This is a genomic window from Streptomyces sp. L2, assembly GCF_004124325.1.
GTDB lineage: Bacteria > Actinomycetota > Actinomycetes > Streptomycetales > Streptomycetaceae > Streptomyces.
In genome coordinates, this window is sequence record NZ_QBDT01000001.1 from 2,616,443 (window position 1) to 2,630,556 (window position 14,114).

A 14,114-nucleotide genomic window follows, 5' to 3' on the forward strand; every position below is an offset into this window, starting at 1 on the left:
CTGTCATGTCCATCGGTCACACCCTCCTGGGGCTCCTGGAGTCCGGCCCGCGCCACGGCTACGACCTGAAGCGGGCCTTCGACGAGAAGTTCGGTCACGACCGGCCGCTGCACTACGGCCAGGTCTACTCGACCATGTCCCGCCTGCTGAAGAACGGCCTCGTCGAGGTCGACGGGATCGAGGCCGGCGGCGGCCCCGAGCGCAAGCGGTACGCCATCACCGACGCCGGGATCACCGACGTCGAGCGCTGGCTCGCGACACCCGAGAAGCCGGAGGAGTACCTCCAGTCGGCCCTCTACACCAAGGTCGTCCTCGCGCTCCTCACCCACCGCGACGCGGCCGACATCCTCGACTCCCAGCGGGCCGAACACCTGCGCAGCATGCGGATCCTGACCGACCGCAAGCGCCGGGGCGACCTCGCGGACCAGCTGATCTGCGACCACGCCCTGTTCCACCTGGAGGCCGACCTGCGCTGGCTGGAACTGACCGCCGCCCGGCTCGACAAGCTCCGTGAGGCGGTGGCCCGATGACTCCTCCTCCCGGCTCCCTGCTGGCCGCCGAGGACCTGCGCAAGGCCTACGGCCCGACGGTCGCCCTCGACGGCGCCGAGTTCTCGATCCACCCCGGCGAGGTCGTCGCCGTCATGGGCCCCTCCGGGTCCGGCAAGTCGACGCTGCTGCACTGCCTCGCCGGGATCGTGCCCCCCGACTCCGGCTCCATCACCTACGCCGGCCGCGAGCTGGCCACGATGGGCGACGCCGAGCGCAGTGCGCTGCGCCGCTCCGAGTTCGGGTTCGTGTTCCAGTTCGGGCAGCTCGTGCCGGAGCTGACCTGCGTGGAGAACGTGGCGCTGCCGCTCCGGCTGAACGGCACCTCCCGCAAGGAGGCCGAACGGACCGCGCTCGGCTGGATGGAGCGGCTGGAGGTCGACGACCTCGCGAAGAAGCGGCCCGGTGAGGTCTCCGGCGGCCAGGGGCAGCGGGTCGCCGTCGCCCGCGCGCTGGTCACCAGCCCGCGCGTGCTGTTCGCGGACGAGCCGACCGGCGCGCTGGACTCCCTCAACGGCGAGCGCGTGATGGAGCTGCTGACCGACGCGGCCCGCTCCACCAACGCCGCCGTCGTCCTCGTCACCCACGAGGCCCGGGTGGCCGCCTACTCCGACCGCGAGATCGTCGTACGGGACGGCAAGTCCCGGGACATGGAGCGGGCCGTATGAAGATCCGGCAGTGGTCCCGGGACCTGGGCATGGGGGCCAAGTTCGCCTTCACCGGCGGGCGCGAGGGCTGGGTACGGGTCCTGCTGACGGCCGTGGGCGTGGGTCTGGGCGTGGCTCTGCTGCTGCTGACGACCGCGATCCCCAACGCGCTGGCGGTACGGCACGATCGCGACCAGGCCCGGCTCGACTACACGTACGGCCGCAAGCACGTGGTGAAGTCCGACGACACCCTGGTGATCTCGGACGCGAACACCACGTACCACGGCAAGGACGTGCGGGGCCGGCTGGTGGAGCCCGAGGGGCCGCGCGCACCGCTCGCGCCGGGCCTGTCGGCGTATCCGGCGCCGGGCGAGATGGTGGTCTCCCCCGCGCTGAAGCGCCTGCTCGACTCCGGGGACGGCACGCTGCTGCGTGAGCGGCTGCCGTACCGCGTGGTCGGCACGATCGGGGAGCCGGGTCTCATCGGCTCGCACGAACTGGCGTACTACGCGGGCGCGAAGAACCTGGCGTCGCGCATCAACGGCTGGCAGACCGCCCGGATCACCGAGTTCGGCAACCCGCAGCCGTCCTCCGACCGGGCCGACCCGGTGCTGATCCTGCTCGTGCTGGTCGTGTTCGTGGTCCTCCTCATGCCGGTGGCCGTGTTCATCGCGGCGGCCGTACGGTTCGGCGGCGAGCGGCGCGACCGCAGGCTGGCCGCGCTGCGGCTGGTCGGCTCCGACAGCCGGATGACCCGGCGGATCGCGGCGGGCGAGGCGCTCGGCGGGTCGCTGGTCGGACTGGTCTTCGGGCTGGTCTTCTTCCTGCTCGGCCGGGAACTCGCGGGCTCCGTCGAGATCATGGACATCAGCGTGTTCCCCAGCTACCTCAACCCCACGCCCGCGCTGGCCGCGCTGGTCGCGGTCGCCGTGCCGGCGGCGGCGGTCCTGGTCACGCTGTTCGCGCTGCGCGGGGTCGTCATCGAGCCGCTGGGCGTGGTCCGTACGGCGAAGCAGGCGCGCCGCCGGCTGTGGTGGCGGCTGCTGCTGCCGCTGGGCGGCCTCGCGATGCTGTCCCCGATGATCGGCCAGGGCCGGGACAACGGGAACTTCAACGAGTACCTGGTGATCGGCGGCGTCCTGCTGCTGCTCATCGGGGTGACCGCGCTGCTGCCATGGATCGTGGAGGCGGTCGTCAACCGCCTGGGTCCGGGCGGGGTCGCCTGGCAACTCGCGGTACGGCGGCTGCAGTTGAGCAGTGGTACGGCCGCCCGCATGGTGAACGGGGTCGCGGTCGCGGTGGCCGGCGCGATCGCCCTCCAGATGGTGTTCGCGGGCGTCGAGAGCGATTACACCAAGGAGACCGGCAAGGACGTCACCCAGGCCCAGATGCAGGTCAACCTGGTGCGGGGTACGTCCATGGCCGCGGCGCAGGCGAAGCTGGCCGCCACCAAGGGCGTACGCAAGGCGACCGCTCTCGCGAGCTCGGACGCCGCCGCACTGAGCTGGCACAGCAAGAAGGGACCGGGCACCTCGGTGCCCCTGACCGTCGGCGACTGCACCGCGCTGCGCACCGTGGCCCACCTGCCCTCGTGCAAGGACGGGGACGTCTTCACGCTGAAGGGGGCCGACCAGTCGTACGTCTCGGACGCCGACGTGGCGAAGCTGGCCAAGCCGGGTCGCGCGCTCCACCTCTCCACGGACTACGGCGTCGGCGAGGGCCCGAACGTCGAGTGGACCGTGCCGCACGGGCTGAAGCAGGCCCGCGCGATCACCGCCCCGGACGGGATCGTGTTCGGCGGGTTCCTGCTGACCCCGTCCGCGCTGCCCCACAGCGCGGCGCCGTTCGTCAGCTCGACGGTGTACCTGTCGCTCGACACGTCCGTACCGGACGTGTACGAGTACGCCCGCAACACCGCGGCCGCGATCGACCCGTTGTCGGACGCCACGGTGTGGGCGGCCACCGAGCAGGCCCGCAAGTTCACCTCCATCCGTACCGGTCTGCTGGCCGGCGCCACCTGTGTGCTGGCACTGATCGGGGCGAGCCTGCTGGTCTCCCAGCTGGAGCAGTTGCGCGAGCGGAAGAAGCTGCTGTCGTCGCTGGTCGCCTTCGGCACCCGGCGCCGCACGCTGGGCCTGTCGGTGCTGTGGCAGACGGCGATCCCGATCGCGCTGGGCCTGCTGCTGGCCGGCGCCGTGGGTCTGACGCTGGGCCTGGTGCTGCTGAAGATGGTGGGGGCGACGGTGTCGGTGGACTGGCCGAGCGTGCTCACGATGAGCGGGATCGGCGCGGCCGTCGTCCTCACGGTCACCGCCCTCAGCCTGCCGCCCCTGTTCCGCCTGATGCGCCCGGACGGGCTGCGCACGGAGTAGCGGCACAAGGGGGCACGAGGGGTGGAGGGCTTTCCCGCGAGGGGACCACGCGAGAGTCGCGCGGGGACCGCTCGGGGGACCGCGCGGGGATCCGGCGGGAACCGCGCGGGCGCCCTTCACCCCTCCCGCTGTTCGACCACCCTCACCGGCATGGGCCGTAGTGCCTCCCGGAGGGCCGCCGCCAGTTCGTGGTACTCGGCGCCGCGGGCGGCGCCGGTGCGCATGGCGAGGGCGATGCGGCGGCTGGGCGCGGGATCGGCGAAGTAGCCGGTGAGCAGATGGCTGCTGCGGGTCGCCTCCACCTTCAGCGCGGTACGCGGCAGCAGGGTGCAGCCGAGGCCGCCGGCGACGAGCTGGATCAGCGTCGACAGCCCGGCGGCCGTGGTGGTGACCGGGACGTCCTTGCGACCGGCCTCGCGGCAGATGTCCAGGGCCTGGTCGCGCAGGCAGTGCCCTTCGTCCAGGAGCAGCAGGTTGAGTTCGCGCAGGGCCGCGCGCGGGATGCCCTCGCGGCCGCCGAGCCAGTGGTCGAGCGGGGTGACCAGCACGAAGTCCTCGTCGAACAGGGGGAGTTCGGTGACACCGGGCACGCCCAGCGGGACCGCCAGCAACAGCAGGTCCAGCCGGCCCGAGGACAGGCCGTCGACGAGATTCGCGGTCTGCTCCTCGTGCACCTGGAGGTCGAGGTCCGGGTACCGCTCGTGGACCAGCCGCAGCACGGTCGGCAGCAGGTAGGGCGCGACGGTCGGGATAACGCCGAGCCGGAGCACCCCGGTGAACGGGGCCCGCACCGCCTCGGCCTCCTCCATGAGCGCCCCGACCTCGTCCAGCACCGCCTTCGCCCGTACGGCCAGCCGCTCCCCGGCGGGCGAGAGCAGCACCTTGCGCGTCGTACGCTCGAGGAGGGTCACGCCCAGGGCGTCCTCCAGCGCCGAGACCGCCCCGGACAGCGCGGGCTGGCTCATCCCGATGGCGGCCGCCGCGTCCCGGAAGTGCAGGTACTCGGCGACGGCGGCGAAGGCGCGCAACTGAGAGAGGCTCGGCTGCCTCCGCCTTCCACTACCCGCAGTCACTGATAACTACCTCCGATCAACTCGACCGAGTGTAGCTATTTCACTAATCAATGCACCCTGTGCCAACATCGACTCCGTCCAACCCACAGGAAAAAGCCCCCAAAAGGGGCCATTCCTAGCTGCAAGGAGAGCGTGTGCTCACTGTCGGTGACAAGTTCCCCGAGTTCGAACTGACCGCCTGCGTCTCGCTGGAGAAGGGCAAGGAGTTCGAGGAGATCAACCACAAGACCTACGAGGGCAAGTGGAAGGTGATCTTCGCCTGGCCCAAGGACTTCACCTTCGTGTGCCCGACCGAGATCGCCGCCTTCGGCAAGCTGACCGAGGAGTTCGCGGACCGCGACGCCCAGGTCCTCGGCTTCTCCGGTGACTCCGAGTTCGTCCACCACGCCTGGCGCAAGGACCACGACGACCTGCGCGACCTGCCGTTCCCGATGATGGCGGACTCCAAGCACGAGCTGATGCGCGCCCTCGGCATCGAGGGCGAGGACGGCTTCGCCAAGCGTGCCGTCTTCGTCGTGGACCAGAACAACGAGATCCAGTTCTCCATGGTGACCGCCGGCTCCGTCGGCCGTAACCCCAAGGAGGTCCTGCGGGTCCTCGACGCACTGCAGACCGACGAGCTGTGCCCGTGCAACTGGAGCAAGGGCGACGAGACGCTCGACCCGGTCGCGCTGCTGGCCGGTGAGTGACCCATGTCGCTCGACTCGCTGAAGTCCCGCGTCCCCGACCACGCCAAGGACCTCAAGCTCAACCTCGGCTCGGTCATCGGCAACTCCGACCTGCCGGCCCAGCAGCTGTGGGGGACGGTGCTCGCCACCGCGATCGCCTCCCGCTCGGCCGACGTGCTGCGCGAACTGGCGCCGGAGGCGAAGGCGAACCTGACGCCCGAGGCGTACACGGCCGCCAAGTCCGCCGCCGCGGTGATGGCGATGAACAACGTCTTCTACCGCACCCGGCACCTGCTGTCCGACCACGAGTACGGCAACCTGCGGGCCGGCCTGCGGATGAACGTCATCGGCAACCCCGGTGTCGACAAGGTGGACTTCGAGCTGTGGTCGTTCGCCGTGTCCGCGATCAACGGCTGCGGGCTGTGCCTGGACTCGCACGAGCAGGTGCTGCGCAAGGCCGGCGTCGACCGTGAGGTGATCCAGGAGGCGTTCAAGATCGCGTCCGTGGTCCAGGCGGTCGGTGTCACCCTCGACGCGGAGGCGGTACTGGCCGACTGAGCCGCCGTAGCCGCCGCGGAGCCCCGCTCACCCCTGGTGGGCGGGGCTCTCGTCGTTCAAGGCGCCCTCGCCGGGATCCGCGTCGGCGGCGGTCCGCTCGCCCGGGACGGCCGCGCCCTCGGACCCCGCGGACGCCACGGCCGGTGGCGGCCCGTCAAGGCCCTGCGCCTCCGAGTACTTCTTCAGATAGCCGACCACCGTGTTCGTCACCGCCACCAGCGGTACGGCCACCACCGCGCCGCCGATGCCGGCCACCAGGCCGCCGGCGGCCACCGTGAGGACCACGGCCAGCGGGTGGACGCGGACCGCGCGGCCCAGGATGAACGGCTGCAGGATGTGGCCCTCGATCTGCTGCACGGCCAGCACCACCGCCAGGGTCATGACCGCCGTGAACACACCCTGCGTCACCAGCGCCACCACCACCGCCAGCGCCCCGGAGGCGACCGCGCCGACCAGCGGGATGAAGGAGAACAGGAAGATGAAGACGGCCAGCGGGACGGCCAGCGGCACGTCCAGGAAGTAGATGCCGAGGCCGATGAAGATCGCGTCGATCAGGGCGACGAGGACCGTGCCGCGGACGTACGCCGTCAGCGTGCGCCAGGCGCGCGGACCGGCACCGGCCATCGCCGGGCGGGCCGCCGCGGGCACCAGCTTCAGCGTCCACTGCCAGATGCGCCGGCCGTCGTAGAGCAGGAACACCGTCGAGAAGAACACCAGCAGGATGCCGGTCATCGTCTCGACGATGACCTGGACGCCCTCCAGGCCCGCGGAGGTGATCTGGTCGGTGTTGGCCCCGATCGCCTCGCGCAGGTTCTTCGCGATCTGGTTGATCTGCTTGTCGGTGACGTGGAACGGGCTCTTCAGCAGCCAGTTGCGCAGGTCGTCGATGCCGCTCTGGATCTGCGTGGAGAGCGTGTCGATGTTCTCCATCACCTGCCAGGTCACGAACCAGCCCATCAGGCCGATGACGACGAACCCGGAGATGGCGGTCAGCGCGGTCGCCAGGCCCTGCGGCACCCCGCGGCGCCTGAGCCGGGCCACCGTCGGCTGGAGCAGCGCGGTGACGAGCAGCGCGATGACGAAGGCGAAGACGACCAGCTGGACGGCGCTGATGATCCGCATCAGCACCCACACGGTCCCGGCGAGGACCAGCAGCCGCCAGCCGGCCTCGGCGGCGACCCGCACGCCCCAGGGGACGGCCTGCGCCGGGTCGGGCCGGGGCCCCACCGTCACCGTCGTCCGGTGGACGGGCGGGACCGGGTCGACGGCAGGATCCTCACCGACCGGTCCGGAGGTGGCCCGCTCCTCCTTCTCGGCCTGCGCGCGGCGCTCGTCCAGGCGCTCACTGATGTCGGTCAGCCCGGCACCGAGCCGGCCCAGCCACCCTGGCACTCGCGACATGGTCCGTCCTCTTCCCCCGCGCATCCTGGTCCGCCCCCGACCGTACAGTGCGAAAGCCCCTCCCACTTATGACGGGGAGGGGCTTCACAAGGTTGAGGCCCACTGCAGCGCCCCTGAAAGGGGCGCGGGGCGGTGTTCGATATGCGGCTCCGCCGCGTGGGCGCGCCAAGCCACGTACGACCTGCACGTGTCGAACGGCCGAAGCCAGCGGATGCTAATACCAGTGGTTGGCCTGCCAGAACGACCAAGCCTGGCAAGGGCTCCCGTACCGGCTGTTCATGTAGTTGAGGCCCCACTTGATCTGCGTGGCCGGATTCGTCTGCCAGTCGGCCCCCGCGGAGCTCATCTTGGAGCCGGGCAGCGCCTGGAACAGCCCGTACGCACCGGAAGACGCGTTCACCGCGTGGTAGTTCCAGCTGGACTCGTGGTCCACGATGTTGCTGAAGCACTGGAACTGGCCGCCCGCCACCATCTGACGGGCCATCGCCTGGATCTGCGCCACGGAGTAGCTGCTCTGGACCGGGAAGCTGGAGGAGTCGCGGCTGGCGCTGCGGCTGGCCGCCTTCTTCGCCTCGATGCGCTCCTTGGCTTCCTTCGCGGCCTTCTCGGCGGACGCCTTCTTGGCGACCGCGGTCTCGGCTGCCGCCTTGCGGGCCGCCTCCTCGGCGTCCTTCTTGGCGCTCGCGTCGGCCGCGATGGCCTGGGAGTCGGCCTGCTGCGTCAGGGACGCGGTCTGCACCTGCGCCTGCTGGCCGACGGGGATGTCTGCGAGGAGCGTGGCGTCGGTTGCCGTCGCCTCTGCGTCGTTGTTGTGCATGGTGCTGCCCGAGGCAACACCGACGACGCTTCCGACAGCGGTGACCGCGGTGGCCGAGGCCACTGCGAATCCCCGGACCGAGATCCGGCTCACACGGGTTCCTTCCAGCATCGCCCGCTTCGGTGACCCTGGCGGACGCAATCGTGCCCCTGACACTGGCCTCCCAACTGCGGGGTCACGGGAGGCGCGGGCCCGGTGGGCAACTCCCCTACGGGGAGCGCCGCGTGGTGCACGGGCGGCATACGGCGACGCTATGGAGTTGACGTGTTACCTCTGTGGTGCCGTACCGCTGGGGGTACAGGTGTGCCGTATGCGGGGCCTGACAGGAATGAGACTCTGCCGTAACCCGGCGCCGGGTGGCAATTCCGAGTTGCGTGTGAAAGGTCACACCCGGTTTGGCCCAGGAGGTTTTCGGAAACGGCCACACACGACAGCGCCGCCCGGCTAGGCTCTTCGCCTTCACCGGACGGCGCCAACTGGACGTATCACCCACGCCCTTGGATACGTCCTTAGATATGACCGTCTTCGAGCATTTCGGTCACAAGGGCCGCGATCTGGGACCTCTCGGACCGGGTCAGCGTGACATGCGCGAAGAGCGGGTGTCCCTTCAGTTTCTCGACGACGGCGACGACTCCGTCGTAGCGCCCGACGCGCAGGTTGTCCCGTTGTGCCACGTCATGGGTCAGAACGACCCGTGAGTTCGCCCCGATCCGGGACAGGACGGTCAGCAGCACGTTCCGCTCCAGCGACTGGGCCTCGTCGACGATGACGAACGCGTCGTGCAGGGAACGGCCGCGGATGTGGGTGAGCGGCAGGACCTCCAGCATGCCGCGCGACGTGACCTCCTCGATGACCTCGCGGGAGGTGACGGCCGACAGCGTGTCGAAGACGGCCTGCGCCCACGGGCTCATCTTCTCCGCCTCGCTGCCCGGCAGATAGCCCAGTTCCTGCCCGCCGACCGCGTACAGCGGCCGGAAGACCATCACCTTCTGGTGCTGACGGCGCTCCAGGACCGCCTCCAGGCCCGCGCACAGCGCCAGCGCCGACTTGCCGGTGCCGGCCCGGCCGCCCATCGACACGATCCCGACGTCCGGGTCGAGCAGCAGGTCGAGCGCGATGCGCTGCTCGGCGCTGCGGCCCTTGATGCCGAACGCCTCCCGGTCGCCGCGCACCAGACGGACGTTGCCGTCGGCGGTGACTCGGCCGAGCGCCTTGCCGCGCTCGGACTGGATGGTCAGGCCGGTGTGCACCGGGAGGCCGGCGGCCTCCGGCACATACACGTGCCCTTCCTCGAAGAGGACGTCCACCTGTTCGCCGGGCAGGGTCAGTTCGGACATCCCGGTCCAGCCGGAGGTGTCCGTGATGGCGAGTTCCGCGCGGTACTCCTCGGCGAGGAGGCCCACGGAGGACGCCTTGATCCTGAGCGGCAGGTCCTTCGAGACGACGGTGACGTCGTACCCCTCGGCCTGCAGGTTCCGGGCCACCGCGAGGATGCGGGAGTCGTTGTCCCCCAGGCGGTAGCCGGTGGGCAGCACGCTGGGGTCCGAGTGGTTGAGCTCGACACGGATGGTCCCGCCGAGTTCCCCGATGGGGATGGGGGCGTCGAGGCGACCGTGCTTCACCCGGTAGTCGTCCAGCAGGCGCAGGGCCTGGCGGGCGAAGTAGCCGAGTTCCGGATGGTGCCGCTTGGCCTCCAGCTCCGTGACCACCACGATGGGGAGCACGACCTCGTGCTCGTCGAAGCGGGTCAGGGCGTTCGGGTCGGCCAGCAGGACGCTGGTGTCGAGAACATAGGTGCGCCGGTCTGGCTTGTGGCGCTTTGTGCTGGTCACCACGGAAGGACGTACCCCCTCGGATGAGGTCGGGGAGCGACGAAGCGGAGCTGGACCGGTGAACGGCCTTCGCACGTGGCGGGCCGTGAACCGGCCCTCCCCGGCTGCTTCCGTGCAGTGACCGCACGGCAGGGCTCGTGCAAAGGGCCTCCCGGGCGGACGGCCCCGTGCCGCCCGCTGAGATACGACGCCCGTGGTTCGGGTGTCGACCTGACTGGCTTATGCCCTCGAACGCGCACGACCATGCAAATACGGCCAACAGCGAGCCGGTGAACTCCTCGTTACCGGGCGGGGAGGGTGCCTTGGGTGCCCGGGTGCCGGTCAGCCGCCGTAGCGGCGGTGGCGGGCGGCGTAGTCGCGCAGGGCGCGCAGGAAGTCGACCTTGCGGAAGGCCGGCCAGAAGACGTCGCAGAAGTAGTACTCGGAGTGGGCCGTCTGCCAGAGCATGAAACCGGACAGCCGCTGTTCACCGCTGGTGCGGATCACCAGGTCGGGGTCGGGCTGGGCACCGGTGTAGAGGTGACGGCCGATCATGTCGATGTCGACGGAGTCGGCGAGCTCCTCCATCGACACGCCCCGGTCGTGGGCGTCGGCGAGCATGGAGCGCACGGCGTCGGCGATCTCCTGGCGGCCGCCGTAGCCGATGGCCACGTTGACCACTATTCCGGCGACGTCGGCGGTGGCCTCCTCGGCCTCCTTCAGGGTGCGCTGCATCCCCGCGGGCAGCAGGTCCGGCGTGCCGACGTGGTGCACGCGCCAGCGCCCGTCGGCGGCGAGGGAGCGTACGACGTCCTCGATGATGCCGAGCAGCGGGACCAGCTCGTCTGCGGCGCGGTCGAAGTTGTCCGTGGACAGCAGCCAGAGGGTGACGACCTCGACGTCCGTCTCCGAGCACCAGCCGAGGAACTCCCCGATCTTGTCGGCGCCGGCCCGGTGTCCGTGCACGGTGCTGGACCCGGAGGCCTTGGCCCAGCGGCGGTTGCCGTCCATGATGACGCCGATGTGCTTGGGCACCGAGGCGTGGTCCAGGTGACCTTCCACCCGGCGGGCGTAGAGCCTGACGAGCAGGCCGCGCAGCTTGTCGCGCAGGTTCACGAGGCCCTCCGGGGGGTGCGCAGGGGTTGGGATGCGGGTCGGTCGCCGGCTGTCGCCGGTTCGGTCGCCGGGTTGGATGCCGGAGCCGTTGAGCCTACCGCTGGTGCGGGCGGGGTCCGGTCCGGGGCTGCGCCGTCGCCCGTGGGGACGGCTCCGTGCCTCGTGAGTAGGGATGCTCGGGCGCCGCGCGGCAGTTCCCGGGCCCGGGCAAAAAACGGGCGGGTCCAGGGCAAAAAAACGGGCCGGTCCGTGGGGGGGAGACGGACCGGCCCGAGGGGGGGTTTCCACCATAACCCTTCGTAAGTGATGACGCGTGCATCGGCGTGGCACAACTACTCTCCGAAGTCACCCGGCGACGCCCAGGTGAGCGCGGAGCACTGCGATCAGGGGTGTCTCATGGCCGGTTCACAGCGGATTCCCAGGAAGATACGGCCGTCCGGGGTGGGAACCAGAGGGTTTGCGCCATCCTGGGGAATACCCGGCGAGTTGTCCGGGGGTCCCTCCCACGGGCTACCCGGTCAGCGAACGGTGACTTGACGCTTCCCGAGCCGGGTCCGGCGGGGTCGCGGCACCGCGCAGCCCCCTCCACCGCGCGGTGCCGCCGCGCGACTTTGCTCACGCGAATTACCTTGGTCTGAACTTACGTGAACGATGTGGCGGATGTGAACCACGGCCGATAACGATGTGGAAACCGTGGAGGCCGATTCCGGTCATCGCGGCACGTTGCGGACGCGGGCTTCAGGGGGCGGCGCTGTCAGGCGTCGGTGCGCCTGCGGGCGTCGAAGAGATGCCGGGTGCTGTGGGCGACAAACGACCCCTCGTCCACGATGCGCTCATGCAGCGCACGGAGCCGGGACTCGTACGCCTCGACGCTGAAGCCGGGCACCATCCAGATCACCTTGCGCAGGAAGTGGACGACGGCGCCGATGTCGTGGAACTCCATCCGCAGCCGCTCGGACCGCAGTTCCACGACCTCCAGCCCCGCCGCCTCGGCCCCGGCGCGCTCCCGCTCGGGATCCCGGGCCCGGCGCACCGCCTCCGGCTGCGCTCCGAGGAACCACTCCACCAGCTCGAACACGCTGGCGGGCCCCACGTGCTGGGCGAAATACGTCCCGCCCGGCCGCAGCACGCGCGCGATCTCCGCCCAGTGCGGGGCGACCGGATGCCTGCTCAGGACGAGGTCGAAGGCCCCGTCGGCGAACGGCAACGGCGCGTCGTCCGGCGCGGCCACGACCACCACGCCCCGCGCCCGCAGCAGCGCGGCGGCCTTGGCGACGTTGGGCGCCCACCCCTCCGTGGCGGCGACCGACAGCGGGCGCTCCGGCTCGGCGCACCCCAGGGCGAAGTCGAGCACTTCGCCGCCCCCGGTCTGGACGTCCAGCGCGGCCCGCGCGCGGGCGAGCCGCCGCCCCGCCGACCGCGCGTACCGCCAGGAGGGCCGGGCCTCGGTGGCCCGCCCCTCGAACCACGAGAAGTCCCACCCCTCGGTGGGTACGGCGGCTCCCTCAGCGACAAGCTCCGCGAAGGAGCGCGACTCGGCCATATTTCTCATCCTCACACCGCGCGGCGACGGGTCCGCGGCTGCTTGTATACGGCCGTCGGGCTACGGCACCAGGGGCCGGACTTCCTCGGCGGCGAACCGTACGAATCCCTCCGGGTCGGGTTCGTCGCCGGTCGGCTGGAGAACCACGGTGTCGGCGCCGGCCTCCGCCAGTCGCCGCACGGCCTCGGCCACGGCGGCCGCGTCTCCGGCGGCACCCAGGTCCGGCACCGACTCCAGTCCTTCGGAGAGGAGTTCGGCACGGAGCCGTTCGGCGGCACCGGCACCGGTGGCGGTCAGCAGATAGACGACGACCTTGTGGGCCCCGTCGCGGCCGGCCGCCCCGCGCGCCTCATCGACGATGCGGCGGGCCTCCCGCACCCCGGCCGGGGACGTGGCGGCGGTGAGCAGGGTGCCGTCGGCCTTCGTCCCGGAGAGGCGGAGCGTGCGGGGTCCGGTGCCGCCGGCGAAGACCTCGACCTGTCGCTGCGGTGCCCAGTCGAGCGCGACGTCGTCCAGGGTGACGTACCGCCCGCTCACGGTGAGGCGCTCTCCGCGCAGCAGCGCGCGCAGAGCGTCGAGGTGCTCGCCGAGCAGGGCGAGCGGTGAGGCGGCACGTGCTCCCACCTGGCCCATCCAGTCCTGCACTCCGTGCCCGAGGGTGAGGATGGCCCGCCCCGGGAACATCCGCTCCAGCGAGGCTGCCTCCATCGCGGTGACCGCCACATTCCTCAGCGGGACGGGCAACAGCCCGACCCCGACCCGCACCCGCTCGGTCCACGCGAGCGCGGCGGCGGCGGTCGAAACCCCGCCCTCCCGGAAACAGTCCTCCCACAACCACAGCTCTTCGAGACCGACGTCATCAGCGAGTTCGGCTACCGCACGGAGGCGTTCTGGAGGCAGTTGAGGCCGAAAGACAGCACCGAGTCCAGTCATGGTGCAGTCCTAGTCGACGGGGAGGAGCGATCACAACTCCATTGATTCCTCGGGCTGGGCTTCGGAGTTCGGGCTGGCCTTGACGGTCTGGGTAAGCACATAGAAGTGCCGAGGCCCGGGCACCGCGATCACCCCGGCGACCCTCGGATCCCCAGCGAACCAGATCTGGCGGACCTGGGCTTTGCGGTGGGGAGCGGCGCGTTTACTCAAGCGTCCCCACCACATCGACCTCACATGAGAATGCATCACCATCGTCACGTGTTCATTCGGTGCTTGAGGGTCAGGGAGTTGTAGCCACGCATAGCCGGGACGGACTCCCGGGAGGTTGCCGATGTCGCTGGCCAGATCCTCGAAGACCTGCCAGGGGTGCTCACGCAGGATGCGGCGCGCGTGCAGCGCGGTACCGATGTAGACGCGCTGCAGGAACACTCGGTAGAACGTGTACAGCAACGGCACGAAGAAGAGCCACAGCGTCCAGGTGACTGACAGGATGACGTACCACGCCAGCAGGCCCGCCCAGGCAGCCACCCACAGAATCTGGCCGAGCACCGCACAGCCGATGAGCTTCGTCCAGGCACGGTGGGTGTCTGGATCGTCCCAGGCCGTCGGGTAGTGCGTAGGGGCCAT

13 protein-coding genes are annotated in these 14,114 nt (G+C 70.5%); 5 read left to right on the forward strand and 8 right to left on the reverse strand.

All coding sequences use genetic code 11. The annotated features are described in order from the left end of the window. Nucleotides 1–5: 5 nt before the first annotated feature. The 3 genes from DBP14_RS11045 to DBP14_RS11055 are packed head-to-tail and all read left to right on the forward strand — an operon-like array spanning nt 6 to nt 3,567. Nucleotides 6–530: a PadR family transcriptional regulator gene (locus DBP14_RS11045; RefSeq protein WP_129307039.1), complete on the forward strand. Its 525-nt coding sequence runs from the start codon at nt 6–8 to the stop codon at nt 528–530. Further along, nucleotides 527–1,216, forward strand: coding sequence for an ABC transporter ATP-binding protein (locus DBP14_RS11050; RefSeq protein WP_129307041.1), 690 nt, complete (start codon nt 527–529; stop codon nt 1,214–1,216). Before DBP14_RS11045 ends, DBP14_RS11050 begins: the two co-directional genes overlap by 4 nt. Beyond that, nucleotides 1,213–3,567, forward strand: a complete 2,355-nt coding sequence (locus tag DBP14_RS11055; RefSeq protein ID WP_129307043.1) for an FtsX-like permease family protein — start codon at nt 1,213–1,215, stop codon at nt 3,565–3,567. The genes DBP14_RS11050 and DBP14_RS11055 overlap by 4 nt, the downstream gene beginning before the upstream one ends. 116 nt (nt 3,568–3,683) lie before the next feature. On the opposite strand, the gene DBP14_RS11060 is transcribed toward DBP14_RS11055, so the two are convergent. Next, nucleotides 3,684–4,640 carry a LysR substrate-binding domain-containing protein gene (locus DBP14_RS11060; RefSeq protein WP_129307044.1) on the reverse strand — a complete coding sequence of 319 codons (957 nt, stop codon included), beginning with the start codon at nt 4,638–4,640 and terminating at the stop codon, nt 3,684–3,686. Nucleotides 4,641–4,774: 134 nt separating this feature from the next. On the opposite strand from DBP14_RS11060, the gene DBP14_RS11065 reads away from it, so the two are divergent. Both DBP14_RS11065 and DBP14_RS11070 read left to right on the forward strand, forming a co-directional pair. Beyond that, complete coding sequence (locus tag DBP14_RS11065) at nt 4,775–5,329, forward strand: peroxiredoxin (RefSeq protein ID WP_129307046.1); 555 nt, start codon at nt 4,775–4,777, stop codon at nt 5,327–5,329. A 3-nt stretch (nt 5,330–5,332) separates the two neighbouring features. After that, entirely contained in the window at nt 5,333–5,866 is a 534-nt protein-coding gene (locus DBP14_RS11070; protein WP_129307048.1) for an alkyl hydroperoxide reductase, read from the forward strand. A gap of 27 nt (nt 5,867–5,893) precedes the next feature. Here DBP14_RS11070 and DBP14_RS11075 read toward each other — a convergent pair whose 3' ends face one another. The 7 genes from DBP14_RS11075 to DBP14_RS11105 all read right to left on the reverse strand — a co-directional run bounded on the left by DBP14_RS11075 (nt 5,894) and on the right by DBP14_RS11105 (nt 14,114). After that, complete coding sequence (locus tag DBP14_RS11075; protein WP_129307050.1) at nt 5,894–7,267, reverse strand: AI-2E family transporter; 1,374 nt, start codon at nt 7,265–7,267, stop codon at nt 5,894–5,896. A gap of 214 nt (nt 7,268–7,481) precedes the next feature. Next, nucleotides 7,482–8,177 carry a transglycosylase SLT domain-containing protein gene (locus DBP14_RS11080; protein WP_206739253.1) on the reverse strand — a complete coding sequence of 232 codons (696 nt, stop codon included), beginning with the start codon at nt 8,175–8,177 and terminating at the stop codon, nt 7,482–7,484. Nucleotides 8,178–8,593: 416 nt separating this feature from the next. After that, nucleotides 8,594–9,919 (reverse strand): PhoH family protein, encoded by a 1,326-nt coding sequence (locus tag DBP14_RS11085; protein ID WP_129307052.1) that lies wholly within the window; start codon nt 9,917–9,919, stop codon nt 8,594–8,596. Between the two features lie 318 nt (nt 9,920–10,237). Then, nucleotides 10,238–11,011, reverse strand: a complete 774-nt coding sequence (locus DBP14_RS11090; RefSeq protein WP_129307055.1) for an isoprenyl transferase — start codon at nt 11,009–11,011, stop codon at nt 10,238–10,240. Nucleotides 11,012–11,765: 754 nt separating this feature from the next. Further along, nucleotides 11,766–12,554, reverse strand: a complete 789-nt coding sequence (locus tag DBP14_RS11095) for a methyltransferase domain-containing protein (protein ID WP_164992302.1) — start codon at nt 12,552–12,554, stop codon at nt 11,766–11,768. Between the two features lie 60 nt (nt 12,555–12,614). Further along, on the reverse strand, nt 12,615–13,487 hold the full coding sequence (locus DBP14_RS11100; RefSeq protein ID WP_129307058.1) for an LLM class flavin-dependent oxidoreductase: 873 nt from the start codon (nt 13,485–13,487) through the stop codon (nt 12,615–12,617). 30 nt (nt 13,488–13,517) lie between these two features. Further along, complete coding sequence (locus DBP14_RS11105; RefSeq protein ID WP_129307060.1) at nt 13,518–14,114, reverse strand: hypothetical protein; 597 nt, start codon at nt 14,112–14,114, stop codon at nt 13,518–13,520.

Excerpts from the sequence above, each read along its gene's own strand:
- DBP14_RS11045 (WP_129307039.1), top strand. The coding sequence starts at position 6 with ATGTCCATCGGTCACACCCTCCTGGGGCTCCTGGAGTCCGGCCCGCGC.
- DBP14_RS11050 (WP_129307041.1), top strand. The coding sequence starts at position 527 with ATGACTCCTCCTCCCGGCTCCCTGCTGGCCGCCGAGGACCTGCGCAAG.
- DBP14_RS11075 (WP_129307050.1), bottom strand. The coding sequence starts at position 7,267 with ATGTCGCGAGTGCCAGGGTGGCTGGGCCGGCTCGGTGCCGGGCTGACC.
- DBP14_RS11105 (WP_129307060.1), bottom strand. The coding sequence starts at position 14,114 with ATGGCCCCTACGCACTACCCGACGGCCTGGGACGATCCAGACACCCAC.
- DBP14_RS11070 (WP_129307048.1), top strand. The coding sequence starts at position 5,333 with ATGTCGCTCGACTCGCTGAAGTCCCGCGTCCCCGACCACGCCAAGGAC.
- DBP14_RS11055 (WP_129307043.1), top strand. The coding sequence starts at position 1,213 with ATGAAGATCCGGCAGTGGTCCCGGGACCTGGGCATGGGGGCCAAGTTC.
- DBP14_RS11100 (WP_129307058.1), bottom strand. The coding sequence starts at position 13,487 with ATGACTGGACTCGGTGCTGTCTTTCGGCCTCAACTGCCTCCAGAACGC.
- DBP14_RS11095 (WP_164992302.1), bottom strand. The coding sequence starts at position 12,554 with ATGGCCGAGTCGCGCTCCTTCGCGGAGCTTGTCGCTGAGGGAGCCGCC.